Annotated in this window: 20 protein-coding genes; 5 read left to right on the top strand and 15 right to left on the bottom strand. The window is 62.1% G+C overall.

The annotated features are described in order from the left end of the window. Window positions 1–93 precede the first annotated feature (93 nt). The 3 genes from BC360_RS22865 to BC360_RS22880 form a co-directional block, all read right to left on the bottom strand. Window positions 94–2,334 (bottom strand): transglycosylase domain-containing protein, encoded by a 2,241-nt coding sequence (locus BC360_RS22865; RefSeq protein WP_065797023.1) that lies wholly within the window; start codon window positions 2,332–2,334, stop codon window positions 94–96. Window positions 2,335–3,217: 883 nt separating this feature from the next. Beyond that, window positions 3,218–3,427: a hypothetical protein gene (locus BC360_RS22875; protein WP_065797025.1), complete on the bottom strand. Its 210-nt coding sequence runs from the start codon at window positions 3,425–3,427 to the stop codon at window positions 3,218–3,220. Between the two features lie 117 nt (window positions 3,428–3,544). Continuing rightward, window positions 3,545–3,895 (bottom strand): hypothetical protein, encoded by a 351-nt coding sequence (locus tag BC360_RS22880; protein WP_139110164.1) that lies wholly within the window; start codon window positions 3,893–3,895, stop codon window positions 3,545–3,547. 442 nt (window positions 3,896–4,337) lie between these two features. Here BC360_RS22880 and BC360_RS22885 point away from each other — a divergent pair, with 442 nt between their 5' ends. Both BC360_RS22885 and BC360_RS22890 read left to right on the top strand, forming a co-directional pair. Next, window positions 4,338–5,225 carry a DMT family transporter gene (locus tag BC360_RS22885; protein WP_065797027.1) on the top strand — a complete coding sequence of 296 codons (888 nt, stop codon included), beginning with the start codon at window positions 4,338–4,340 and terminating at the stop codon, window positions 5,223–5,225. Between the two features lie 93 nt (window positions 5,226–5,318). Further along, window positions 5,319–5,807: a hypothetical protein gene (locus BC360_RS22890; RefSeq protein WP_065797028.1), complete on the top strand. Its 489-nt coding sequence runs from the start codon at window positions 5,319–5,321 to the stop codon at window positions 5,805–5,807. A 6-nt stretch (window positions 5,808–5,813) separates the two neighbouring features. Here BC360_RS22890 and BC360_RS22895 read toward each other — a convergent pair whose 3' ends face one another. Continuing rightward, complete coding sequence (locus BC360_RS22895; protein ID WP_065784841.1) at window positions 5,814–6,761, bottom strand: lysylphosphatidylglycerol synthase transmembrane domain-containing protein; 948 nt, start codon at window positions 6,759–6,761, stop codon at window positions 5,814–5,816. Window positions 6,762–7,060: 299 nt separating this feature from the next. Here BC360_RS22895 and BC360_RS32215 point away from each other — a divergent pair, with 299 nt between their 5' ends. Continuing rightward, entirely contained in the window at window positions 7,061–7,231 is a 171-nt protein-coding gene (locus BC360_RS32215; RefSeq protein ID WP_161491388.1) for a hypothetical protein, read from the top strand. Between the two features lie 39 nt (window positions 7,232–7,270). Here the strand turns inward: BC360_RS32215 and BC360_RS22900 are convergent, their stop codons facing one another. Beyond that, a complete protein-coding gene (locus BC360_RS22900; RefSeq protein WP_139110165.1) occupies window positions 7,271–8,662 on the bottom strand; it encodes a M20/M25/M40 family metallo-hydrolase in 1,392 nt (463 codons plus the stop codon). Window positions 8,663–8,972: 310 nt separating this feature from the next. Continuing rightward, window positions 8,973–9,416 carry a MarR family winged helix-turn-helix transcriptional regulator gene (locus BC360_RS22905; RefSeq protein ID WP_025425440.1) on the bottom strand — a complete coding sequence of 148 codons (444 nt, stop codon included), beginning with the start codon at window positions 9,414–9,416 and terminating at the stop codon, window positions 8,973–8,975. Window positions 9,417–10,072: 656 nt separating this feature from the next. Between BC360_RS22905 and polA the strand changes: the two genes are divergently transcribed. Together polA and purU are read left to right on the top strand one after the other, a co-directional pair. Continuing rightward, window positions 10,073–13,054, top strand: a complete 2,982-nt coding sequence (gene polA / locus BC360_RS22910) for a DNA polymerase I (RefSeq protein WP_065797029.1) — start codon at window positions 10,073–10,075, stop codon at window positions 13,052–13,054. A gap of 218 nt (window positions 13,055–13,272) precedes the next feature. Continuing rightward, window positions 13,273–14,127 carry a formyltetrahydrofolate deformylase gene (gene purU / locus BC360_RS22915; protein WP_065784843.1) on the top strand — a complete coding sequence of 285 codons (855 nt, stop codon included), beginning with the start codon at window positions 13,273–13,275 and terminating at the stop codon, window positions 14,125–14,127. Here purU and BC360_RS22920 read toward each other — a convergent pair. The 9 genes from BC360_RS22920 to BC360_RS22960 form a co-directional block, all read right to left on the bottom strand. Beyond that, window positions 14,120–14,764 carry a TetR family transcriptional regulator gene (locus tag BC360_RS22920; protein ID WP_065784844.1) on the bottom strand — a complete coding sequence of 215 codons (645 nt, stop codon included), beginning with the start codon at window positions 14,762–14,764 and terminating at the stop codon, window positions 14,120–14,122. The two genes, purU and BC360_RS22920, sit on opposite strands and share 8 nt — an antisense overlap. A gap of 53 nt (window positions 14,765–14,817) precedes the next feature. After that, on the bottom strand, window positions 14,818–17,958 hold the full coding sequence (locus BC360_RS22925) for an efflux RND transporter permease subunit (protein ID WP_065797030.1): 3,141 nt from the start codon (window positions 17,956–17,958) through the stop codon (window positions 14,818–14,820). A gap of 10 nt (window positions 17,959–17,968) precedes the next feature. Continuing rightward, window positions 17,969–19,186 (bottom strand): efflux RND transporter periplasmic adaptor subunit, encoded by a 1,218-nt coding sequence (locus BC360_RS22930; protein ID WP_065784846.1) that lies wholly within the window; start codon window positions 19,184–19,186, stop codon window positions 17,969–17,971. Window positions 19,187–19,444: 258 nt separating this feature from the next. After that, window positions 19,445–20,446: an ABC transporter ATP-binding protein gene (locus tag BC360_RS22935; RefSeq protein ID WP_065797031.1), complete on the bottom strand. Its 1,002-nt coding sequence runs from the start codon at window positions 20,444–20,446 to the stop codon at window positions 19,445–19,447. A gap of 13 nt (window positions 20,447–20,459) precedes the next feature. Further along, window positions 20,460–21,524, bottom strand: a complete 1,065-nt coding sequence (locus BC360_RS22940; RefSeq protein ID WP_065797032.1) for a Gfo/Idh/MocA family protein — start codon at window positions 21,522–21,524, stop codon at window positions 20,460–20,462. Then, a complete protein-coding gene (locus BC360_RS22945; protein WP_065797033.1) occupies window positions 21,521–22,357 on the bottom strand; it encodes a carbohydrate ABC transporter permease in 837 nt (278 codons plus the stop codon). Before BC360_RS22945 ends, BC360_RS22940 begins: the two co-directional genes overlap by 4 nt. Window positions 22,358–22,368: 11 nt before the next feature. After that, window positions 22,369–23,319, bottom strand: a complete 951-nt coding sequence (locus BC360_RS22950) for a carbohydrate ABC transporter permease (protein WP_065784850.1) — start codon at window positions 23,317–23,319, stop codon at window positions 22,369–22,371. Between the two features lie 374 nt (window positions 23,320–23,693). Next, a complete protein-coding gene (locus tag BC360_RS22955) occupies window positions 23,694–24,953 on the bottom strand; it encodes an ABC transporter substrate-binding protein (protein ID WP_065784851.1) in 1,260 nt (419 codons plus the stop codon). 56 nt (window positions 24,954–25,009) lie between these two features. Then, on the bottom strand, window positions 25,010–25,906 hold the full coding sequence (locus BC360_RS22960; RefSeq protein ID WP_065784852.1) for an N-acetylmuramic acid 6-phosphate etherase: 897 nt from the start codon (window positions 25,904–25,906) through the stop codon (window positions 25,010–25,012). Between the last annotated feature and the right edge of the window lie 188 nt (window positions 25,907–26,094).

Below are 26,094 nucleotides of genomic sequence, written 5' to 3' on the forward strand. Positions count from 1 at the left end.
CAAGCCTGCGTTTTTGGAACGCGGCGCGCAACAGGCGCCCGGCCCGCCGCGGCGGCGGCGCCAAAGCCGCAGGACGGCGCCGTTTGCGCCGCCTCAGCCGCCCGTCAGGATATCGAAAAGCGTCGTGCGCTTGGTGGCGCCGGTGGTCTCGCCGACATCGGCCGGCGGCACCATGCCGCCGTTACCTTCAGGCAAGGGCCGGGTCTGCTGTACAGCGATCGAGCCGTCGACGCCATCAGGCGGTTCCGGAAACGCGTTCGGATCGCCGGAAAGCATGTCTCCCGTCGCGGCAGGCGGCGCGCCGCCGTCGTCGAAGACCGGCTGCACTCCTGTGGTGCCGAACAGCGGCGAGGGCGAAAGCCCTTCATGCGCGGCCACCATAAAGTCGTGCCAGGCCCTGGCGGGCAGGCCGCCGCCGGTGACTTTTTTCATCGACTTACCGTCGTCATTGCCGAACCAGACGCCGGTGGTGAGGTTCGAGGTGTAGCCGACGAAGAGCGCATCGCGGAAGGATTGCGTCGTTCCGGTCTTGCCGGCCGCTTCCCAGCCCTTCAGATGCGCTTTCTTGCCGGTGCCGTTGGTCAGTACCCGCACCATCATCTGGTTCATTTCGCTGACGATCGCCGGGTCGAGCACCCGCGGCGGGTTGTCGTAGGTGTTTTCGTAGAGCACCGTGCCGTCGGCCTTCGAAATCCGGCGGATGACATGCGGCGTCGCCTTGAAGCCGCCGTTCATGAACGGCGCATAGGCCGAGGTCAGCTCGACGAGGCTCACTTCCGAGGTGCCGAGCGCGATCGAGGCATTGGCCTGCATCTCGGAATCGATGCCGAGGCGATGCGCCACCTTCACCACGTTCTGCGGGCCGACCTCCATCACCAGCTGCGCGGCGATGGTGTTCAGCGAATTGGCCAGCGCGTCGGCGAGTGTGACTTCGCCACGGTATTTCTGGTCGTAATTCTCGGGCGTCCAGTTGCCGATCCTGACCGGGCCGTCGTTGCGGATCGACATCGGCGTGCGGCCGATCTCGAGCGCTGCGGCATAGACGAAGGGCTTGAAGGCCGAGCCCGGTTGACGCTTCGCCTTGGAGGCGCGGTCGAACTGGCTCTCGGCGTAGTCCTTGCCCCCGACCAGCGCGCGGATCGCGCCGGTGCCGTCGATCGACACCAGGGCTGCCTGCGAGGCATCGAGCTTGGCGCCGTCGGCAGCAAGCGTGGCGCTGATCGCCTCCTCCGCCTTCTTTTCCAGATTGAGGTCGATGGTGGTGTCGACGATCAGGTCTTCTTTGACGTCGCCGATCATGCCGGGAAGCTGGTCCATCACCATGTCGGCAACATAGTGTTCGGCACCCGACCAGTAGCTCTTGGCCTTGGTCGGCGTCTGCGACATTGCCGTCTTGATTTCGCTGTCGGTGACGAAGCCTTCCTCGCGCATGGCGCCGAGAACGACCTGGGCGCGCGCTTCCGCAGCCTTCGGATCACGGGCGGGCGACAGGCGGGAGGGCGCCTTCAACAGGCCGGCCAGCAGCGCCGCTTCGCCGAGGTTCACGTCGCGCGCCGATTTGTTGAAGTAGCGTCTCGATGCCGCCTCGACGCCGTAGGCGTTCGAGCCGAAGAACACCCGGTTGAGATACATCGCCAGGATCTGGTCCTTGGAGTATTTCTGCTCCAGCCAGAAGGCGAGCAGCACTTCCTGAACCTTTCGCTCCAAGGTCCGCTCCGGCGACAGGAACAGGTTCTTGGCAAGCTGCTGGGTCAGCGTCGAGCCGCCCTGAACCATCCGGCCGGTGGTGACGTTCGTCAGCATGGCGCGGGCGAGGCCCAGCGGATCGACGCCGAAATGCGAATAGAACCGGCGGTCCTCGATGGCGATCACCGCCTGCGGGATGTAGGGCGACATGTTTTCCAGCGACAGCGCTTCGCCGCCGGTCGTGCCGCGGTTGGCGATGATGTCGCCGTTGACGGAAAGGATCTTGACGTTGGGTGGACGCTCGGGGATCGACCAGCTTTCAGCGCTCGGCATGCGCGCGCCATAGTAGAGCACGAGACCGCCGACGCCCATCGCCCCCCAGATGCCGAGCACGATGCACCAGTAAAACAACGTGCGCACGAGGCCGATGAAACCGCCACCATTGCCGGAGCCGCGTCGTGTTCCGCCGCGCTTGCTGCGCTGCGTCTTCTTCTTGGGCGCAGGAGCGGATTTGCCTCGGGCGGCCGGTTTGCGGCTGCCGCCGGTCACGCGATCGCTGGCCTCGATGCGAAAATCGTCATCGTCGTTGTCGGCACTGCCGGCGAACGAGGGTTCGATCCGTTGTCCTGACTTGCCGCTTGCTGCCATGCCGTTTGGATTTACCCCTCATGCCGCATCGCGGGCGCCCAGTCGTCCGCCCCAGCGGCGAACGCAATCTCAAAGGCGGGGGAGAGTTGATCGATCGACCCGCCACGGCGATGCGGTGAACTTTAAATGCGGCAATTTAAGGGGGGGTTAAAAACCGGTTTGTAAAATATGCATGGTCTTCAACAACTTGCCCTAATCTCAATCCTGTTTGTGGTGGCTTATCGGCTAACGGAGCAAGTAGTGTTGGGCGTCAAAAGCGCCACATAAAGTGGCCGAATAACGCTCGATATCGGCAAGGGCGGCTGCTCTGTCGACCTGGATCTGTCGCTGTCAAGGAAATTAAACGGTCAGAAATTTCCTAGGATCTGGCATTTGCGATGTAGTATCTGAGAGGTCGTCTTCAATAAGGAGCGACCACATGACACTTCTTCAATTCAGTTACATGATGATTGCTATTTCGTATTTCGTGGCTGCTGTTGCGCTGAATTCGCCGCACTGAAAATCCCGAAAGAATAACTTTTCGCAGCCATATTGACGGTTGAGATTGCAACCACCAAATGAAATTCAACACGAAACAGCCGCGTGATGAGAGCCACCGTCCAGCTGTTGAATTGGAAAATAGCTCTCAGCATTGGTCTGGTGTGCATGGGCGGTTACCAAAGGCCACGCACAGAGATAGGGAGACGCCTCATGCAGGCTATCTTCGTTCTCGAAGCCAGCCAGTCGACCAAGACGGTCAGATTGGGCCTTGATCTTAGGATCAGTGTGGCTTTGATCGGACTGCTGCTTAGTCGGCTGTTCTAGTGGAAAAGCCCTCTTGCGAAAGCAGGAGGGTTTTTCTTTTTTTGTCCGATTTCCATTCGTGTGAAAGCGGCCAGTCGGTTTATTCGGCGGTCTTTTCATGCTGAATTACGCGATCGGTCTTTTTCAGCAGCACCATTTCTTCGGATGCCGGCTGGCTTTCCGTCGTTATGCTGGCGGTCGTTGTCGCGGTGTCGATCGCTGCGTCAGTCTTGGCGTGATAGGCGCATTCGGCAAATGCCGCGGAGGCGGACAGGCCGGCGGCGGCCAGAGCCACTAGAAGCGTCTTCATGATCGTCTCCTTCTCGCTCACCGGCGAAATCCTAACCCGCAACGCGATCCGCCCGAAATCACGATTTTGTTTCGGCGCGCTGCGTCGGGCGCGGGAGGTAGATCGTAGGCTGTTGTTCTACTCGATCGAACTCCGCAGCGGTGTTTCGCCGACGAGCTTCGCCTGCTTGCTGAGATCCGGATCGGTGTACTCGTAGAGCCACTGGCTGTAGGGCAGTTGCAGCAGGACGGTTTTTGCCAGCTTGTTGGTCGCGGTCGCATTGCAATCGCGCGCCGGATGCGCCTGTCGAGTGCACATCGCCTGCGGACTATCGACCAGGCGATAGCCGTGGCCTTGAAAGACCAGCGCTGTCATCGCAGTCAACTTGTAAGAACCGGGCGGCAGAACAACCAGGCGCAAGCTGGCAAGCCAGGTCGTCAGAATCAGGAGAACGATGACCGCGGTCGGGATCTGGAGCAATAATTTCATGAAAGGACCTGCAATTCCTAAGTGCAATGACATCTAAGGAACCACAGAACGGCTGCATGTCGAGGAAGATGTGCGTTCGCCGCTGGATTATCGTTGGTTGTGGTTTACAACCTTTAATATTAGTCTGCCTTAATGAACGCAACCGACAAGGGTCGGTTGGTGCAATTTTCGGACAGATTGTGCGACGCAGCAAATCTCCCCTTGAAAATATTGCGGCGCATGATTATCATATGACTTATCGAAGCGCTGCACCTCCTCCCGCGGCGCCCGATGCGGATCGGTGGCACTCCTCCTCCCAGTCACCGGTCAAGTTTGAGAGCCCCGTGCACCTCCTCCCGCGCGGGGCTCTTTTCACGTCCGGACCCTTGCGCCCCGAACAAAACCATCTGAACGGCGGCGATTCTGCTGGTCCTATAGCTCCTGCGGGTGTATCGGCGCGGTCATGGGCTCCAAGGCAAACGGTTATATCTACGCGCTCCTCGCCATCGTCATCTTTGCGATCCAGGACGGCATCTCCAAACATCTCGGCAGTATCTATCCGCCGGTCTTCGTGGCGATGATCCGCTATTGGGCCTTTGCCCTGTTTGCCGTGGCGCTGGCCGCTCGCGCGTCGGGCGGGCTCAAGGTCACGGCGACCACCAGGAGGCCGCTGCTGCAGGTGCTGCGCGGGCTGCTGCTGCCGCTGCAGATCGTCATGGTGATCACGTCTTTCACGCTGGTGGGACTGGCGCATTCCCAGGCGATCCTTGCCGCGACGCCGCTGTTTGTGGCCCTCCTGTCGATGCCGCTTCTCGGCGAGCGCGTCGGCTGGCGCCGATGGCTGGCGATTTCGGTCGGGCTTGCCGGCGTTCTCCTGATCCTGAAACCGGCCGAAGGCCTGTTCGAGATGGCATTCCTGTTGCCCTTGGCAGCAGCGCTCGTCTTTGCCCTCTATGTCATCGTCACCCGGCTGGTCAGCCGCGACGATCCGGCGATGACGAGCTTCTTCTATACCGGTGTCGTCGGTGCCCTGGCGATCAGCCTTGTCGGGCCGTACTTCTGGACGACGCTGTCGCCTCCGGATTGGGGCTGGATGCTGCTCTTATGCATCACCGGAACCTCGAGCCACTATTTTCTCATCCGCGCCTATGACGTTCTGGACGCGGTCGCCGTCCAGCCCCTGACCTACCTGCAACTGGTCTTCGCCTCGGCCATGGGCGTCAGCATTTTCGGCGAGACGCTGACCACCAACATGATTGCCGGCTCGGTGCTCGTGGTCGCGGCCGGCATCTTCACGGTCTGGCGTGAACGGGTCGTTGCCCGCCGCAAGGCCGGCCTGCCGCCTGCCTGATCGGCGATATCGATATTTTGGGGAATCCTGCTATGGCTTCGCCTTGATGTTGTGCTCGGTTGGCCGCCGCAAAAGCCGATGAGGAGGAATGCCATGAAGTTTCCGTCCGCCGCCGCGCTGGTGCTTTCCACGCTCGCCGTGAATTCCGAAACTCTGGCGCAGGACAATGTCGGCCATATCGACGACCGCTCGGATGGTGCCGCCCTCGTTCGCTCGCTCTATAACGCCATCAACCGCAAGGAATATGCGCGCGCCTACGGCTATTTCGGCGAGACGAAACCGGTCGGCGGCTACAAGGTTTTCACGCGCGGTTATGACCGCACCGTTTCGGTCGAAGTCAGGCTCGGCAAGGTCAAGACCGAGGCGGGCGCCGGCAGCATCTATTCGGCGGGACCGGTGGCGGTGAAGTCGATCGAGAAACGTTCGCGCGTGCGGTTCTTCGCCGGCTGTTATGTGACCCGCATCATCAACCCGTCGCTGCAGGTGCCGCCGTTCACGCCCTATCAGATCGAAGCCGCGCGCCTCAGGGAGGTGAAGGGACCACTGGAGACGGCGCTGCCAACTGTCTGCAACGCACCGTGACGACCTTTACTGAATAGGCCCGCGCCGCTCGGCGAGGAACCGCGATCGCTCGAACACCAGGATCACGGCGAGCGCCATGACGAACGGAATGACGAGGTAGAGGATCCGGAAGATCGCCATCGCTGCCAGCACATCGGCCGGATCCATTTCCGGCAGTGCGGCGATGAAGACGAGCTCCAGCACGCCAAGCCCGCCTGGCGCGTGCGAAAGCAGCGCTGCCGAAAACGATGCCAGAAAGATCCCGAGAATGACGACGAAGCCCGGATTGCCGGCTTCCGGTAGTGCGAAATAGATGATCCCGGCTGCCCCGATCAGCTCGACCGGCGCAATGACCAGCTGCCGCAGCACGATCGACGGCTTGGGATAGTGCAGATGGAACCAGCGTGTGCGGATCGACGGGAAACCGACGAGGCTGCCGATGACATAGAGTGCGATCGCCAGCAGGATCAGCACGCCCGTCGTCAACGACATCTCGACCGGCAGGAATTCGGCGAACCGCTCGATGATCTCCGGTTTCACCAGAAGCACGATCGCCGAGAGCATCAGGGTGCCGAGCGTGAAGGTGAACGAGCAGAAGGCGACGAGCACACCGACTTCGCCGGCAGTCAGTCCTTTCGATCGGTAGGCCCGGTAGCGCACGACAGCCCCCGAAAAGACCGAGGCGCCGAGATTGTGCGAGAGCGCATAGGTGGTGAACGAGCAAACGGTGATGAACCAGAGCGAGATGCGGTGGCCGAGGTGATCCAGCGCCAGCCGGTCGTAGCCGGCAAGCGCTGCATAGGCGACCAGCGTCGCGCCGATCGCCAGAAGCCAGCTTTTCAGCGAAATCGCCGTGAAGCTGGCAAGGAATTCGTCCAGCGAGAGACCGCTCAGCTCGTGATAGAGCGCATGCACCGAAAAGATGATCGCGGCTAGCCCGACGATGGGCCAGAAATACGCGCGCAACCTGCTCATGCCGGCGTCGCGATCGCTGCCGCAAACCTGGCCGAAGGCTCCGTCGACGGCGTCGCCTTTATCTCGGGACGCATCTGTTCATGAACCTGGCCGCCATCGCGGCTCCCGCTCGTCACAGTTTCGCGTCCGCAACGCGACGTCTCGGTCCTCAGACTTGCCAATGATCCAATTTCCCATTCTGATTTGTTTTGCAAAAGGGAAGCATCTGAGGCCGGGCAGGTCAAGGATCGATGCCCCGGCAGAGGCCGGTGTCTGGTCAGGAAATCGGGAAGACGACACGGTAAAACGGAGGCGGGCAGATGCAGAACGACGAGGAAAAGCCGATCGAGCCGGTCTCTCGCAATGGAACCGTGACCGTCGTCGGCGTGGTGCTGTCGTTTTCGCTGGGCTTTCTCACCCAGTGGGCAGCCAATCCGGTGCCGTGGAATATGGGCGATCTTCCCGCCGCCATCCTGTTGGCGATCGCGTGATCGCCGTGGCGGGCTGACCCGCCACGGCCTCGTTCGTTATCAGGCGGCAAGCGCGTTCAGGATGCGGATCCAGGAACGAATGCCCTTGTGATAGGACTGCAGCTCGTATTTTTCGTTGGGCGAATGGATGCGGTCGTCCGAAAGGCCGAAGCCGACGAGCAGCGATTCCATGCCGAGCATCTTCTGGAAGTCGCCGACGATCGGGATCGAGCCGCCCATGCCGATGACCACCGCCGGCTTCGGCCACTCGTCGGAAAGGGCGAGCTTTGCCGTGTTGAGCAGGTTCGAATCGTAAGGCAGCTGGATGGCCGGCGAACCGCCATGGGCGTGGAATTCGACCGTGCAATCCGCCGGCACCTTCGAGCGCACATAGGCGCGGAAGGCTTCGCGGATCTTTTCCGGGTTCTGGTTGCCGACCAGGCGGAAGGAGACCTTAGCGGAGGCCTGCGCGGCGATCACCGTCTTGAAGCCTTCGCCGGTGTAGCCGCCGGTGATGCCGTTGATCTCGGCGGTGGGGCGGGCCCAGGTCAATTCGAGCACCGAGCGGTTCTTTTCGCCCGACGGGATCGAAAGACCGATTTCGCCGAGGAATTTTTCCGCGGTCTGGCCGAGGGTTTCCCATCCGGCCTTGATCTGGGCCGGCGTTTCCTCGACGCCTTCGTAGAAGCCTTCAAGCGTCACGCGGCTGTTTTCGTCATGAAGCCCGGCGAGGATGCCGGTGAGGATACGGATCGGGTTGGCGGCAGCGCCGCCGAAATAGCCCGAATGCAGGTCGCGGTCGGCGGCCTTGATGATGACTTCCTCGCCGACAAGACCGCGCAGTCCCGCCGAGATCGCAGGCGTGTCCCGGTCCCACATGCTGGTGTCGCAGACAAGCGCATAGTCGGCTTTAAGTTCCGCCGCATTGGCTTCGAGGAACGGTTTCAGCGACGGCGAGCCGGACTCTTCCTCACCTTCGAACAGGATGGTGACACGGCAGGGCAGCGAGCCGTGGACTTCCTTGTAGGCGCGGGCCGCCTCGACGAAGGTCAGGAGCTGGCCCTTGTCGTCGGCGGTGCCGCGGCCGGTGATGACCTTGCGGCCGGGCTCCAGTTCCTTGACGCCCGGCTCGAACGGATCGGTATCCCACAGGTTCAAGGGATCGACCGGCTGGACGTCGTAATGTCCATAGAACAGCACATGCGGGGCATCGGCGGTGGCGCCGGCATGATGGGCGACCACCATCGGATGTCCGGGGGTGTCGCGGATCGAGGCGGTGAAACCGAGACCGTTCAGTTCCGCGACCAGCCATTCGGCGGCCTTGCGGCAATCGGCCCTGAAGGCCGGATCGGTCGAGATCGACTTGATGCGCACGAGGTCGAAAAGCCTGTCCAGGCTCTTCGGCAGGTTTGCGTCTGCGCGCTCGAGAATAGGGGTGATATCTGCCATCATGCATATCCTTGCTTCAAGTTTTGCCGGAACCTACTGCATGACGTCGCAAATCGGAATCGATTTCAGCAGCGAAATTACGCAGGTCGTTCAACGGGCGGCAGTGGCTTTGGCGTGTCCGAACGAACCCGCTACTGCATAATTCCTTAAATCGGAATCGATTTAAGGAGAAAATTATGCAGCAAGTTTAGGGTGTTACAGCGTCCTTAGCGCGTCATATTTGACGCGCGGCGCTGTAAGGTTGCTTTAGAGCCTCAGGCGGATGGGTTTAAGCCAAATCTTTTGATGGAACGATCAGAGGGTGTTGCCCGCCTCATGCGGCGCCGCCATCGCGCGCGGCATGGGCAAGCGCCATGCGCATATATTCGAGCATGAGTTCGCGTTCGAATTGCCTAAGGCCCGATAGCAGCGACTGGTCGGCGGCAAGCGCCGCCTCCTTGGCCGCCGCCTCGATTTCCCTCGCCCTCTCGGTCAGGAAGATCTGTTGCGAACGCTTGTCCTGCGGATGTTTGCGCCGGACGATCAGCCCATCGCGTTCCATCCGCGCCAGCGTGTTGGCCATGGTCGCCTGTTCGATGTCGAGCCTGTCGAGAAGCTGCTTCTGGGTCAGGCCTTCCTCGGCCCATAATTCCAACAGGACGGGAAATTGACCGGGCGCGAAGCCGAGCTTCTGACCGCGCTCCTGAAGGGCACGCGAGAAACTTTTGGCCAGCAGGCTGGCCAAGTAGGTCGCAGATTCCATACGATTGAAGGCCATGCCCCAATGGGTACGCTCGAAGCGGCGCGAAGACAAGTTACAAAGCACGCGATGGACTTGAAAGCCTTGTCTCACAAGGATTTGACCCGACCAACGAGAAACCGCCGCGGCGCGGAGGCGGCGCCGTGGCGGTTCTCTGAAAACGGGACAAAGGCCCGGAGAGGGGGATAAGGCCTTTGTCCTCATCTGGTGCGGGCGGGGGACAGGCCAATCACCAGAAGACGGCATCACTCGGTGCCGTTGACTAAGATTTGAGGAGTCAAATGTGGCTTTTCAAGGATTGGGCCAAGGAATCGCACATTACAAATGCGTAACGTTTCCGTGAAGCTTATGGACGCATCCGAAGGCTTTGGCGCCGCATGCCGAGACCGAACAAGACGTGCGATCGCGAGCATCATCATAGCCTTGAACACCACGCACCGCATCGTTCCGCTGAGCCGATTTGTCGCCGCTTGAGATAGGCGCCGACCGCCCAACTCGCAGGCAGCGAGATCGGGCCCGGTCCGATCTTGAGGGTAGCCGAAGCACCGTGTGGTTCGTGCAAGGGCTGGCCGTCGTCGAGCGTGGCCGGATCCCGCGCAACAATGGGGTGAGAATGTCGTGCGTGCGGAAAACCGCAATGGACGTTTGGCTCACCCCGCGCTATCCATTTGCCCATGAAAAACGGTGATCACCTCTTCCTCGTCGACGGCTCTGGATTCATCTTCCGGGCGTTCCACGCCATCCCGCCGCTCAACCGCAAATCCGATGGCCTTCCGGTCAACGCGGTGTCCGGATTCTGCAACATGCTGTGGAAGTTGCTCACCGATGCGCGCGACACCTCCGTCGGCGTCACGCCGACGCATTTCGCCGTCATCTTCGACTATTCCTCGAAGACGTTCCGCAACGAACTCTACGACCTCTACAAGGCCAATCGGACGGCTCCACCGGAGGAGCTCATCCCGCAGTTCGGGCTGATCCGCCACGCCACGCGCGCCTTCAACCTGCCCTGCATCGAGAAGGAAGGGTTTGAGGCCGACGACCTGATCGCGACCTATGCGCGCCTTGCCGAAAAGGCGGGTGCCGGCGTCACCATCATCTCCTCCGACAAGGACCTGATGCAGCTCGTGACGCCGAACGTCTCGATGTACGACAGCATGAAGGACAAGCAGATCTCGATCCCGGAAGTGATCGAGAAATGGGGCGTGCCGCCGGAAAAGATGATCGATCTCCAGGCGATGACCGGCGATTCCACCGACAACGTGCCCGGCATCCCCGGCATCGGCCCGAAGACCGCGGCGCAATTGCTCGAGGAATACGGCGATCTCGATACGCTGCTGGCCCGCGCGGGCGAGATCAAGCAGGCCAAGCGCCGCGAAAACATCATTGCCAATGCCGACCTCGCCCGCCTGTCGCGCCAGCTGGTGACGCTGCGCACCGACACGCCGCTCGACGTCCCTCTCGAAGACTTTCAGCTCGAACCGCAGGATGGACCGCGTCTCGTCGCCTTCCTGAAGGCGATGGAGTTTACGACGCTTACCCGTCGTGTGGCCGCTGCCACCGACACGGACGCCGATGCGGTCGAGCCGGCTACCGTGCCGGTCGAGTGGGGCGCGGATGCGCGCGGTCCGGATCTCGACAAGGCAGCGGTTGCCCCGGCGCCGTCCAGTGCCGGAGAGGCGGCACCTGCGGTCAGGGTCCAGCCAATCTCCACGGGCGAGGCCGCCGACGCGACGCCGGAGGCACTCGCACAGTCACGCGCAGCCCTTTTCGCTAGCTCCGCCATCGACCATTCGCGCTATGTGGCGATCCGCGATCTGCCGACGCTCGACGCTTGGATTGCCGACGCGAAGGACGCGGGCCTCGTTGCCTTCGACACCGAAACGACGTCGCTCGACGCCATGCAGGCAGAGCTCGTCGGCTTCTCGCTCGCGCTTGCGGACTATGCCAAGGACCCCTCGGGAACGGTGATCCGTGCCGCCTATGTGCCGTTGATCCACAAAACAGGGGTTGGCGATCTTCTCGGCGGCGGCCATGCCGAAAACCAGATCCCGGTGCGCGAGGCGTTGAGCCGGCTGAAGGTGCTGCTCGAAGATCCGTCGGTGCTGAAGGTCGCCCAGAACCTGAAATACGACTATCTCGTCATGAGGCGGCACGGCATCACCGTGCAGGGCTTCGACGACACCATGTTGATGTCCTACGTCGTCGACGCCGGCAACGGCACGCACGGGATGGATGCGCTGTCGGAGCGTTGGCTCGGCCATAAGCCGATCGCCTACAAGGATATGACCGGCAGCGGCAAGTCGTCGGTGACCTTCGATTATGTCGATATCGACCGCGCCACCGCCTACGCCGCCGAGGATGCCGACGTTACGCTGCGGCTCTGGCACGTGCTGAAGCCGCGGCTCGCAGCCAAGGGGTTGGTGCGCGTCTATGAACGGCTGGAGCGCCCGCTCGTGCCGGTGCTGGCTCGCATGGAGGAGCGTGGCATCACCATCGATCGCCAGATCCTGTCGCGGCTTTCCGGCGAACTGGCGCAGGGTGCCGCTGCGCTGGAAGATGAAATCTACAAGTTAGCCGGCGAAACGTTTACCGTCGGTTCGCCCAAGCAGCTTGGCGATATCCTCTTCGGCAAGATGGGGCTGCCCGGCGGCTCGAAGACCAAGACCGGCCAATGGTCGACCTCGGCGCAGGTGCTCGAGGACCTCGCCGCCGAGGGCCACGAGTTGCCGCGCAAGATCGTCGACTGGCGCCAGATGACGAAGCTGAAGTCGACCTATACCGACGCCTTGCCGGGTTTCGTCCATCCGGAAACCAAGCGCGTCCACACCTCCTATGCGCTGGCGGCGACGACCACCGGGCGTCTGTCCTCGTCCGACCCGAACCTGCAGAACATTCCGGTGCGCACCGCCGAAGGCCGCAAGATCCGCACGGCCTTCATCGCCACATCAGGCCACAAGCTGGTTTCGGCCGACTACAGCCAGATCGAGCTGCGCGTGCTGGCCCATGTCGCCGACATCCCGCAGCTTCGCCAGGCCTTTGCCGACGGCGTCGACATTCACGCCATGACCGCCTCGGAGATGTTCGGCGTGCCGGTCGAGGGCATGCCGAGCGAAATCCGCCGGCGGGCGAAGGCCATCAACTTCGGCATCATCTACGGCATCTCCGCCTTTGGCCTTGCCAACCAGTTGTCGATCGAGCGCTCGGAAGCGAGCGACTACATCAAGAAATACTTCGAACGCTTCCCCGGCATTCGCGACTACATGGAAAACACCAAGGCCTTCGCCCGCGAGCATGGTTATGTCGAAACGATTTTTGGCCGGCGTGCCCACTATCCCGACATTCGCTCGTCGATCCCGTCGCATCGCGCCTTCAACGAACGCGCTTCGATCAATGCGCCGATCCAGGGGTCTGCCGCAGACATCATCCGCCGCGCCATGGTGAAGATCGAGCCGGCGCTGAGCGAGGCGAAGCTTTCCGCCCGCATGCTGCTGCAGGTGCACGACGAACTGATCTTCGAGGTCGAGGATGCCGAGGTCGAGCGCACCATTCCGATCGTCGTGTCGGTGATGGAGAATGCCGCGATGCCGGCGCTCGACATGCGCGTGCCCCTCAAGGTCGATGCCCGCGCCGCGATGAACTGGGACGAGGCGCACTGAGGTTTCCCTGAGGGATTCCATCAGTAACCCTACATCGACAGCTGCGGTTATTCTTGCAGAAGGCGGCCAGCACGGCCGCCTTCTGCCTGTCTGCGTATCATGATGATAGAAAGCGCATGCCGACGCGGCCTCAATGGTTGCGGCCGCATTCGTCTCCCCCTAGGCAACCACTGGAGGGGCGCAAGCGCGCCCGGCAGAGCCGCCAATCGGAGGAGACCATGGCCACCAACACCTTCATTCTTGTGCTGTCCTGCGATGACAAGCCCGGCATCGTTGCCGCCGTCACCACGGAGCTGGCCGGCCTTGGCGCCAACATCGCCGAGAGCAGTCAGTTCTGGGATCGGCACACCAACAGCTTCTTCATGCGCATCGCCTTCCAGGCGCCTGACGGCATGGCACGGGATGATGTCGAGAGGGCGTTGCAGCCGGCCGTCGACCGGTTCCAGATGCGTATCACGCTGACGGAAGCCGCGCGCAAGCCGAAGATCGTCATCCTGGTGTCGAAGTTCGACCATGCGCTCCTGCATCTGCTCTACCAGATCCGCGTCGGCTGGCTGAACGCCGAGGTCGTCGCCATCGTCTCCAATCACGAAGACAGCCGACGGACGGCGGAGCTCGAGGCGATCCCCTATCATCATTGGCCGGTATCGAAGGCCAACAAAGCGGAGCAGGAGGAGAAGCTGTTGCGCCTCGCGCAGGAGACCGGCGCCGATCTGGTCATCCTGGCGCGCTACATGCAGGTCTTTTCAGACAATCTGTCGAAGCGCCTCTACGGCAAGGCGATCAATATCCATCACTCGTTCCTGCCGTCGTTCAAGGGGGCCAGGCCCTATCACCAGGCGCATGAGCGCGGCGTCAAGCTGATCGGTGCCACGGCCCACTACGTCACCTCGGATCTCGACGAGGGGCCGATTATTGAGCAGGAAACCGAACGCGTCAGTCACGCGCTGACGGCGGAAGACTTCGTCGCCAGCGGCCGCGACATCGAAAGCCGCGTGCTGGCTCGCGCCGTCAAGCTGCACCTGGAACGGCGCGTCATGCTCAACGGCCACAAGACCGTCGTCTTCAGCTGACGGTGGACAGGGTGGGACGGGCGGCGGATGGCGTGCGAAAGCTGGAAAACAGTCGCCTCAGCCCGTCACGCCCTTCTTGGACGATGTCGAAGCCGCGACCGAAGAGCAGCCACTGGGTGCACAGACCGAGCATCATCCAGTGAAGCGTGCGGGTCGCTGACGTGGGCGTCCAGCTGTCCTGCATGTAGCCCTTGGCAAGGGCGCGGGAAAAGGCCAGTTCGAGCAGGGCATTGTGGTGTTCGTCGAGCTCCTTGTGTCGGGTCAGGACCTCGCTCATGTCGCCGTCGTAGTTGGTGCGCAGCATGATGGTGAGAATGCGCTGGCGCTGCTCGTCGGCGGCCAGAATATCGATCCAGGCGCCCATCGCGTCCTCGACGATTGCCAGTGTATCGGCCGCCTCAGCCTCGATTTCCTGGGCGATCATGTCTTCCTGGGGCAGCGGCACGGCATCGTGCAGGGCCAGGAAAAGATCGGTCTTGTTGGCGAAGTGCCAGTAGATGGCGCCGCGGGTCACGCCCGCTTCCTTGGCCACTTCCTCCAGAGTGGTGTTTGAAACACCCTTTTCGTAGAACACGCGTTCGGCGGCGTTCAGGATCTTCTGCCGCGTTGCCTCCGCATCGGCTTTCGTTCTGCGCATTCATTCCTCCTTGCAAAACGGCCCGCCGCGAGGGCGGGCCGTCGATTGTCATCCTATTCGGCCGGTGTCGCGGTCTCGGTTGCGGCCGGTGTGGCTTCTGCCTTCTTGCGTCCGAACAGCTTCGTGACGAACACGAAGAACACCGGAACGAAGAAGATCGCTAGCACCGTTGCCGAGATCATGCCACCCATCACGCCGGTGCCGATGGCGCGCTGGCTGCCGGAGCTTGCGCCCGTGGCGATCGCCAGCGGCAGAACGCCGAGCGTGAAGGCGAGCGACGTCATCAGGATCGGACGGAAGCGCAAGTGCGCTGCCTCCAACGTCGCATCGATCAGCGACATGCCCTGCTCACGCAGCTCCTTAGCGAACTCGATGATCAGGATGGCGTTCTTCGCCGACAGGCCGATGATCGCGATCAGGCCGACCTTGAAGTACACGTCGTTCGGCATGTCGCGCATGGTCACGGCGAGCACCGAACCGATGACGCCGAGCGGAACCACCATAATGACCGCCACCGGGATCGACCAGCTCTCATAGAGCGCGGCCAGGCACAGGAAGACGAGCAGGCACGACAGCGCGATCAAGAGAGGCGCCTGGGTACCCGACTGGATTTCCTGCAGGGACTGGCCGGTCCATTCGTAGCCGAAGCCAGCCGGCAGCTCGCCCGCGAGCCGCTGCATTTCGTTGATCGCGTCACCGGAGGAGTAACCCGGAGCCGCTTCACCGCTGATGCGCACCGACGGGTAGCCGTTGTAGCCGATCGTCTGGGTCGAGGCCTTGACCCACTCCACCGTCGCAAAGGCGGAGAGCGGGACCATGCCGCCATTGGTGTTGCGGACGTTGAGGTTCAACAGATCCGCCGTCTGCATGCGCTGACCCTCATCCGCCTGCACCGTCACGCGCTGCATGCGGCCGGCATTCGGGAAGTCGTTGACATAGGACGAGCCAAGGTTGGTCGAGATCGTCGAGTTGATGTCCGCGAAGGTCACGCCGAAGGTATTGGCCTTTTCGCGGTCGATGGTCACGCTGACCTGAGCCGCATCGGGCATGCCTTCGAACCGAACCCCGGTGACGATCTTGCTCTCAGCCGCAAGGCCGAGAAGCTGGTCGCGCGCCTGGGAGAGCGCCGCTTCGCCGAGACCGCCGCGATCCTGCAGGCGGAACGAGAAGCCGCCGGTGGTGCCGAGGCCCTGGATTGCCGGCGGCGACAGCGCGAAGCTGATCGCATCCTTGATCTGGCTCATGGCCATGGTGGCACGCATTGCGATCGACTGGGCGGCGTTGTCGGCGTCGCGTTCCTTCCAGTCCTTCAGCGTCACGAAGGCGAGCGCTGCGTTCTGTCCGGTGCCGAAGAAGGAGAAGCCGTTGATCGCGATGATGCGTTCGACGGCGGGCTCCTGGCCGAAGATCTTTTCCGCCTGTTCCACCACCTCGGTCGTACGGTTGCCCGTCGCCTCGGAGGGGAGCTGCATCATGACGATCACGAAGCCCTGGTCTTCGTCCGGAAGGAACGACGATGGCAGCTTCATGAACAGCCAGCCGAGGCCGGCCAGCACGGCGATGTAGACGATCATGTAGCGACCGGTGCGGTGGACCAGGCGCTTCACGATGCCGCTATAGCCGTGCGAGGTCTTGTCGAAGCTGCGGTTGAACCAGCCGAAGAAGCCGCGCTTGGCGTGGTGGTGGCCCTTCGGAACCTGCTTCAGGAAGCTGGCGCACAGCGCCGGTGTCAGCGACAGCGCGAGCAACGCCGAGAACAGGATTGACACGACCATGGTCAGCGAGAACTGGCGATAGATCACGCCGACGGCGCCCGGGAAGAAGGCCATCGGAATGAACACCGAAGCCAGCACCAGCGTGATGCCGATGACCGCACCGGTGATCTGCTTCATCGCCTTGCGGGTGGCGTCCTTCGGCGTCAGCCCCTCTTCGGACATGATGCGTTCGACGTTCTCGACGACGATGATCGCATCGTCGACGAGGATACCGATCGCCAGCACCATGCCGAACATGGTCAGAACGTTGATCGAGAAGCCCATCGCCAGCATCACCGCGCAGGTGCCCAGAAGAGCGACCGGCACGACCAGCGTCGGGATGATGGTGTAGCGGATGTTCTGCAGAAACAGGAACATCACGATGAAGACGAGCGCGACCGCTTCAACGAGCGTCGACAGCACCTTCTCGATGGAGACGGCAACGAACGGCGAGGTGTCGTAGGGAACCGAATATTCGAGCCCTTCAGGGAAGAACTTCGACAATTCGTCCATGCGCTCCTTGATCGCCGCCGATGTCGACATCGCGTTGCCGCTTGGCGACAGCTGGATGGCGATAGCCGCGGACGGCTTGCCGTTCAGGCGGGTCGAAAACGCGTAGCTCTCGCCACCGATTTCGACGCGGGCGACATCGCGCAGACGAACGGAGGAGCCGTCCGGATTGGCGCGAAGCACGATGGCGCCGAATTCCTCGGCGCTCGACAGCTGTCCCTTGACGACGACGGGGGCACTGATCTGCTGCGTGATCGGGTTCGGTTGCGCGCCGATCGAGCCGGATGCGATCTGGGCGTTCTGGGCCTGGACGGCATTGGTCACGTCGGCGGCCGTCAGGTTGAGGCCGAGCATCTTGTCCGGATCGAGCCAGACGCGCATCGAGCGTTCGGTCGCAAACAGCTGCGCACGGCCGACGCCGGGCACGCGCTGGACTTCGTTCAGCACGTTGCGGCTGAGATAGTCGCCGAGACCGATGGCGTCCATCGAGCCGTCGGTCGAGGTGAGCGCGACGATCATCAGGAAGCCCGACCCCGCTTCATCGACCTGAACGCCCTGGCGCTTGACCGAATCGGGCAGGCGCGGTTCGACGCGGCGAACGCGGTTCTGGATGTCGACGGCCGCCTGTCCCGGATCGGTACCGGGCGCGAAGGTGGCGCTGATGTCGACCGAGCCGGAAGCGCTGGAGGTCGATTCGAAATAGAGCAGGCCTTCGACGCCGTTCAGCTCGTTTTCGATCAGGCGCGTGACGCTCTGATAGGTGTCCTGCGACGACGCGCCGGGGTAGCTCGTGTTGATGGAGATCTGCGGCGGTGCGACATCAGGATATTGCGATACCGGCAACAGCGGTATCGCAATGATGCCGGCGAGCATGATGAAGATCGCCACCACCCAGGCAAAAATAGGCCTGTCGATGAAAAAACTAGGCATTAATCAGCACTCACTTTGTGGCTTCAGCGGGCTTTTCTTCGGCCGCCGCGGTCGTCTGGGCTGCTTCGGCCGCAGGCTTGGCGTTCGGGTCCCAGTCGGTCGGTTCCACCGGTGCACCGGGGCCGATCTTCTGGAAGCCTTCGACGATGATCTTTTCACCGGGCTTCAGCCCGGAGGTCACCTGCCAGCGGGTTCCGACAGTCCGTCCAAGCGTGACGTTGCGGAACTCGACCTTCTTGTCGGCGGCCACGACATAGACCTGCGACTGGCCGGCATTGTTACGCTGGACAGCCTGCTGCGGCACGGTGATCGCTTCCTTCTCGACGCCCTGCTGGACAAGCACGCGGACATACATGCCCGGCAGCAGGTCGCCGTCGGGGTTGGGGAATTCGCCGCGCAGCGTCACCTGTCCGGTGGTCGCGTCGACCGCCGCTTCCGAAAACAGGAGCTTGCCCTTGTGTTCGTAGGGCGTGCCGTCGTCGAGGATCAGTTGAACCTCGGCCTCCTGGTCGCCGCTCATCATCTGGCCATCCTCGAGCGCCTTGCGCAGGCGGATGAGATCGGTCGCAGACTGGGTAAAGTCGGCATAGAGCGGATCGAGCTGCTGGATCGTGGCAAGGTTTTCCGAGTTGTTGGCGCTGACGAGTGCGCCTTCGGTAATCAATGCACGGCCGATCTGGCCGCTGATCGGCGCGGTCACGTTGGCATATTGCAGATCGAGCTTCGCCGCGGCGAGGCCCGCTTCGGCGATGGCAACGTCGGCGGCTGCGGCAGCATGCAGGGCGGCCGCATCGTCGAACTGTTGCGCGGCGACGACATTTGCCTTTTTCAGCGCATCCTGGCGGGCGGCCTTCTGCTCGGCCTGCAGGCGCACGGCGTTGGCGCGGCGTAGCGTCGCCTCGGCCTTCTCGACCTGAACCTGGAAGGGAGCCGGGTCGATGCGATAGAGCACGTCACCCTCCTTGACCTTCGAGCCCTGCTGGAAGACGCGTTCGACGACGATGCCGGAAACGCGCGGGCGAACTTCGGCGACGCGCGTCGCGGTGATGCGGCCAGGCAGTTCGTTGGTGATCGGCAGCGTCTCGGATGCTGTCGTGAAGACGGCGACGGCCGATGGCGGGAAGGCGGGGGCGGCCTGTTCTTCTTCTTTCTGGCAGCCGGAAAGGAGAATCACGGTTGCCAAGGCGGCGGCCAGTGTCGGTCGGTTCATGCGCATAGCGATGTCCATATTCGGTGACCGTGCGCAGCCAGTGCATATCGAAGGGCTGCGCGGTCCGGAAGTGAAGGGAAGCAAGACCAGTATCGGGATCGGAAAATACCGGAACGCTAATATACAAACACAAATGTATGTTAATTTGCGCCGCAGTGCAACACCGTGATGCAGCGCGTTCTTTCGATGAAAATAATCAGCCGCCGCAGTGCTTTCGGCACCACGGCGGCTGATCATCACGCAGGTGTGATCCGGCGATGTGCCGGATGGGTCGTATCAGGCGAGGATGCGATCGTCCGCGCCGAACCGGTGCATGCTGCCGACCATCGGCGTCGCATGGACGATGTCATCGGGGGCGTAGCGGTGCTCGCCGAACAGCCGAACGGTGATCAGGCCGACCTGATCGGACTCAATATAGACGATGGTGTCGGCCCCGAGGTGCTCGACATGCACGACCTTGCCCTTCCAGTCGCCGTTTTCGCGCGACAGGCCGATATGTTCCGGCCGGATGCCGATCGTCTTGGCGCGTGTATCGCCGAGGCGGGCGCCGTCGATGAAATTCATCTGCGGCGAGCCGATGAAGCCGGCGACGAAGACGTTGGCCGGCCGGTTATAGAGATCCATCGGCGAGCCGATCTGTTCGATCTGGCCGGCGTTCAGCACCACGATCTTGTCGGCAAGTGTCATCGCCTCGACCTGATCGTGGGTCACGTAGATCATCGTTGCCTTCAGGCTGCGATGCAGCCGGGCGATCTCGAGCCGGGTGTTGACGCGCAAGGCCGCGTCGAGGTTCGATAACGGCTCGTCGAAGAGGAACAGCTTCGGTTCGCGCACGATGGCGCGGCCGATGGCGACGCGCTGGCGCTGGCCGCCGGAAAGCTCCGCCGGACGCCGGGCGAGATAGGGGTCGAGCGACAGCATGTTGGCGGCCTTGCCGACCTTGTCTTCGATTTCCACCTTCGGCTTGCCCGCCTGCTTCAGGCCCAGGCCCATATTGTCCTTCACCGTCAGGTGCGGATAGAGCGCATAGGACTGGAACACCATGGCGATGCCGCGCTTGGCGGGCGCGACGTGCCCGACTTCGACGCCGTCGATCTGGACGCTGCCGGAGGTCGCGTCCTCGAGGCCGGCGATGGTGCGCAGCAATGTCGACTTGCCGCAGCCGGAGGGACCGACGAAGATGACGAACTCGCCGTCCTTCACTTCCAGGTCGATGCCCTTGAGAACCTCATGGCTGCCATAGGCCTTGCGGATGGATTTGAGTTGAAGTGATCCCACCTGGTTGCCCCTCTTAAAGTTTGACCGGCTGGCCGGTGCGGACGCTTTCATCAGCCGCAAGGCAGATGCGCAGCGACTGGACGGCGTCGTTCATGTGGCGGTCGAGATTGATATCTTCGCGGATGGCCTTCAGCACATAGGCCTGCTCACGATCGCAGAGTTCCTGATGGCCCGGCTCTCCGTCCATTGTCAGGTCTTCGTCCGGCTTCAGGAAGCGGCCGTTGGGGCCGGTTTCCGCATTGTGCACGCGAATGACCGAAGTCTTGGTGTGGGTGTCGATATCGTCGGACTTGGCATTCGGATCCATGACGATCGATACGGAGCCCTTCGGCGACATCACGTCCTTCACGAAAAACGCGGTCTCCGAAATCATCGGACCCCAGCCGGCCTCGTACCAGCCGGCCGATCCGTCTTCGAAGATCACCTGCAGATGGCCGTAGTTGTACATGTCCGAAGCAATTTCGTCGGAAAGACGCAGGCCCATGCCGCGTACTTCCATCGGCTTGGCATCGGTGATCTGGCACATGACGTCGACGTAATGCACGCCACAGTCGACGATCGGCGGGGTCGTCCGCATCAGCGACTTGTGCGTTTCCCAGGTCGGGCCGCTCGACTGCTGGTTCAGGTTCATGCGGAAGACATAGGGACCGCCGAGCTTGCGGGCTTCGGCAATCAGGCGGATCCAGGACGGATGATGGCGCAGGATATAGCCGATGATCAGCTTGCGGCCATGCTTCCTGGCGGCGGCGACGACCCGTTCGGCGTCGGCGACCGTCGTTGCCAGCGGCTTTTCCACGAAGACGTCGCAGCCGGCCTCAAAGGCCATGACCGCATAGTCCGCATGGCTGTCGGAATAGGTGCAGACCGAGCAGAGCTCGGGCTTCAACTCCGCAAGCGCTGCCTTGAAGTCCGGATGGATTTCGTAGCCGCGAAGCTCTTCCGGAAGTTCGACCTTGGAGCGATTGACCAGGCCGACGATCTCGAAGCCGGGATTGTTGTGGTAGGCCAGCGCATGGCTGCGGCCCATGTTGCCGAGACCCGCGACGAGGACCCGGACCGGTTTGCTGTCTGAATTCACTTGACTGCTCCTGCGGTGATGCCGCGGATCAGCTGCCGCGAGAAGATGACATAGAGGACGAGAACCGGGAGGATGGCGAGCGACAGGGCCGCAAGCACCGCATTCCAGTTGGTGACGAACTGCCCGATGAAGATCTGCGAGCCGAGCGTGACCGTCTTGGTGGTTTCCGCCGGCGCCAGGATCAGCGGGAACCACAGATCGTTCCAGATCGGGATCATCGTGAACACGGCAACGGTCGCCATCGCCGGCCGGATCAGCGGCAGCACAAGGCGGAAGAAGATCGAGTATTCCGACAGCCCGTCGATGCGGCCGGCATTCTTCAGGTCATCGGAAACCGTACGCATGAACTCCGACAGGATGAACACCGCCAGCGGCAAGCCCTGCGCCGTATAGACGAGGATCAGCGCCGTCAGCGTGTTGACGAGGTTGGCCGCGACCATGCCCTGAAGGATGGCGACGGTGCCGAGCCGGATCGGGATCATGATGCCGATCGCCAGATAGAGACCCATCAGCGTGTTGCCGCGGAACCGATACTCGGAGAGTGCGAACGCGGCCATGGCACCGAACAGCAGCACCAGCGCGATCGCGACGATCGTGACGATGAAGCTGTTCTGGAAGTAGGTCGCGAAATCGCCCTGGCCGAGCACCGTCTGGTAGCCGATCAGGCTGAAGGTCTGAGGCGTGGGGACCGTCAACGGCGCCCGGAAGATCGCGTTGCGATCCTTGAACGAGTTGATGATCGTCAGGAACACCGGAAACAGCGAGATGAGCGTATAGGCGATCAGCGCGAGGTGGACGAAGCCGGTGCGGAAAATGGAGTGGCGTGCTTGCATCTCGGCCTCCCTTAGAACTGATAGCGGCGCATGCGGCGCTGGATGACGAAGAGGTAGAGCGACACGCCGGCGAGGATGATCAGGAACATCACCGTCGCGATCGTCGCGCCCATCGAGCGGTCGCCGAGCTGCAGCTGGAAGCCGAAGAAGGTGCGGTAGAGCAGCGTGCCGAGAATGTCGGTCGAACCATCAGGGCCGGCAAGTGCGCCCTGCACCGTATAGACCAGGTCGAAGGCGTTGAAGTTGCCGACGAAGGTCAGGATCGAGATGATGCCGATGGCGGGCAGGATCAGCGGCAGCTTGATCTTCCAGAACTGGCTCCAGCCGGTGACGCCGTCGCATTCGGCCGCCTCGATCACCTCATCGGGAATGTTGAGCAGCGCGGCATAGATCAGCATCATCGGGATACCGACATATTGCCAGACCGAGATCAGCGACACGGCGACGAGCGCTGAGCCCGGCTTGCCGAGCCAGGGTGCAAACATCGACTTCAGGCCGACGAGGTCAAGCATCCCGGGCGCAACGCCCCAGATCGGCGAAAGGATCAGCTTCCAGATGAAGCCGACGATGACGAAGGAAAGCAGCGTCGGCAGGAAGATCGCCGTGCGGTAGAAGGTGACGAAGCGCAGCTTCGGAATGGACAGCATCGCCGCCAGCGCGACGCCGATCGGGTTCTGGACGCACATGTGAATGATGAAGAAGATGACGTTGTTCTTCAGCGCGTTCCAGAAATCGTGCGCCCAGCGCTCGTCGCCGAACAGCACCTGGAAGTTTGCCAGGCCGACGAAGGTCGGCTGGCCATCGACCGTGTTGAACAGCGAGAGACGCAGCGTCTCGATCAGCGGCAGGATCATGACCGCCGTGTAGACCAGAAGGGCCGGCAGCAGAAAGACGAGGATGTGCCAGCGTTTCGGCCGTCTCACGGCCGGCTGTCCCTCTTGCAGTGAAGTGGCGTTGCTCATTGATCGTACCCGCTTGTTCGACCGGTTCCCCAAGGCACCATGATGCACGTCGACGCCATACGGCCGGTCCTGCCGCATACCGCCTGCCCCGATCCGGGCTCATGACGAAGGTTAAGGCTATCGCGTTCTTTTGCAAACGACTGCGTCGGTGACCTCCCCATCAAGGGGAGGTCGATGACGCTGCGGCTGGGGGAGTGCCTCTTTGGACAATGTCGCCCCGCCCGGCCCTTGCTGCATGTTTCCCTGGATCCTATCCGATTTAAGGGTCAGAACATGCAGCAATTCAAAGTGCTACGGCGACCTTAGCGCGTGGAATGAGACGCGCGGCGCCGTAGGGCCGACCCTCCCCTTGAAGGGGAGGGAACCAGTTGCGCTTACTTTGCCGGCTTGTACCAGCCGTCGAGACCCTTCTGCAGCTTTTCGGCAGCAACCTCAGGCGTATCCGTGCCGTTGATGACGTTTGCAGATTCGACCCAGGTCTCGTTTTCGAGGTTCGGCGTACCGCGCGACAGGATCTGGTAGGTCGAGCGGATCGTCGGCTTGCACTTTTCGCGCCAGGAGACGAATTCCTGAGCGAGCGGATCGGCCATCTTCACGGCGGTCGAGTTCAGGCTGAAGAAGCCCGGCAGCGCGTTGGCGTAGATGTCGGCGAATTCCGGCGACGAGATCCAGGTCAGGAGCTTCTTGGCTTCTTCGGCATGGGCGCTCTTGGCATTGAGGCCGACGCCGATGTCGTTGTGGTCGGAGATGTAGCAAGCGTCGCCGGCGTTCTTAACCGGAGGCGGGAAGGCGCCCATCTTAAACTGGGCCTGGGTGTTGAACAGGCCGATTTCCCACGAGCCGGCCGGGTAGATCGCCGCGCGGCCGAGTGTAAACAGGTTCTGGCTGTCCGGGTAGGTCTGGGCTTCGAAACCGTCGCCGAGGTAGTCCTTCCACTTGGCCAGAACGCGGTAAGGCTCGACCCAGGCATCGTCGGTCAGCTTTTCTTCGCCCTTGATCAGCTTGGCGCGGCCTTCTTCACCCTTCCAGTAGGTCGGGCCGATGTTCTGGTAGCCCATGGTCGCGGCTTCCCAGAGGTCCTTGGTGCCCATCGCCATCGGGATGTAGTTGCCGTCGGCCTTGATCTTGTCGAGGGCCGCGAAGAATTCCGCTTCCGTCGTCGGGATCTGGATGCCGAGCTGGTCGAAGGCGTCCTTGTTGTAGATGAAGCCGTGGATGACCGAAGCCATCGGCACGCAGAAGGTGGCCGAGCCGTCGTCCGTCGTCCAGGCGGACTTGGCGACCGGCGAGAAGTTCTCCATGCCCGGCAGCGCCGTCAGGTCGGCGAGGTGCTTCTTGTTGTAGAGTTCGAGCGAGGCGTCGAACGGGCGGCAAGTGATGAGGTCGCCAGCCGAACCGGCGTCGAGCTTGGCGTTCAGCGCCGCGTTGTATTCAGTCGGAGCGGTCGGAGCGAACTTGACCTTGATGCCGGGATGCTTGGCCTCGAAGGCCGGGATCAGCTTTTCCTGCCAGATCGCCAGGTCGTCGTTGCGCCAGCTTTCGATCGTCAGGGTGACGTCCTCCGCGTGGGCCAGGCCGGCCGAGCCGAGAATGCTCGACGCGAGCAGCAGGCCCTTGATAGTCGTACGGGTCATTTAGCTTCTCCCTCTTATATGCGCCGTTCTGGCGCGGTTTGAATCCCAGGTTTATGTCAGGCCGAGACGATGTCGATCGCCTGGCGCAAATTCTGTTTGGTCTGGTTGAGCGCCGCCTCGGCTGCCGCCACGTCCTTCGCGCCCGACGCCAAAAGGATGGCGATCTTGACCGAGCCGGATGCGGCATTGATCAGTCGCCCGGCCTCGGACGCGCTGACGCCGGTAATGTCGGTGACGATGCGCACCGCGCGGCCGTGCAGCTTGATGTTGTCGGCGCGCAGGTTGACCATGTGGCCGTCGAGCACGTGGCCGAGATGGATGCCGACGAGCGTCGAGAACATGTTGAAGGCGATCTTCTGCGCCGTGCCTGCACCCATGCGCGTCGAGCCGGAAACGACTTCCGGCGGCGTCTGCAGCAGAATGGCCACGTCCGCGTCCTTGAACAGCGCGGCACCCGGATTGTTGGCGACGGCGATCACCTTGGCGCCGAGCTTGCGCGCCTCGTCGGCTGCGGCCAGCGCATAGGGGGTCGAGCCGCTGGCCGATACCGAAATCAGACAGTCGCCAGCGGTGATGCCGGCCTTGCGCACGTCTTCGCGCGCCAGGTCCATATCGTCTTCATAGCCGCCGGCGAGATCGGTGAGGCTGGCGGCGCCGCCTGCAAGCAGGATGACGATCTGGTCCTGGGGGATGCCGTAAGTGCCGGGAAGTTCCAGCGCATCGGCCATGGCCATCAGGCCCGAACTGCCGGCGCCGGCATAGGCGAGACGCTTGCCGGAGCCAAGCGCTTCTGCAGCCAGGCTTGCTGCGGCGGATATCGGTTCGATCGCGGCGTCCACGACCTTTGCCGCCGCCTGTTGCCCGGACGCGAGCAGCCGAAGCGCAAGCGCCGGATGCATGACATCCAGGCCTTTGGCGTTGTCGTGACGCTCTTCGGTCTTCACTGAAGGCATAGGTTGTGTCTCCTCTGAACGAATTAATGCCAAAAAAATACCAATTGTCTAGGAGAAATTACATTTTGGCGTCAGAAAAAAGCAAATGCTGAAATTATCCGTTGTTATTCAATGCATTATTTCAAAATTGGATGTCGAGACCAATTCGGACTTGGTTATTGGTATTTTTTTGGTATCTTCAATGGGCG

This window comes from Ensifer sp. LC163, from assembly GCF_001695855.1.
Classification (GTDB): Bacteria; Pseudomonadota; Alphaproteobacteria; order Rhizobiales; family Rhizobiaceae; genus Ensifer.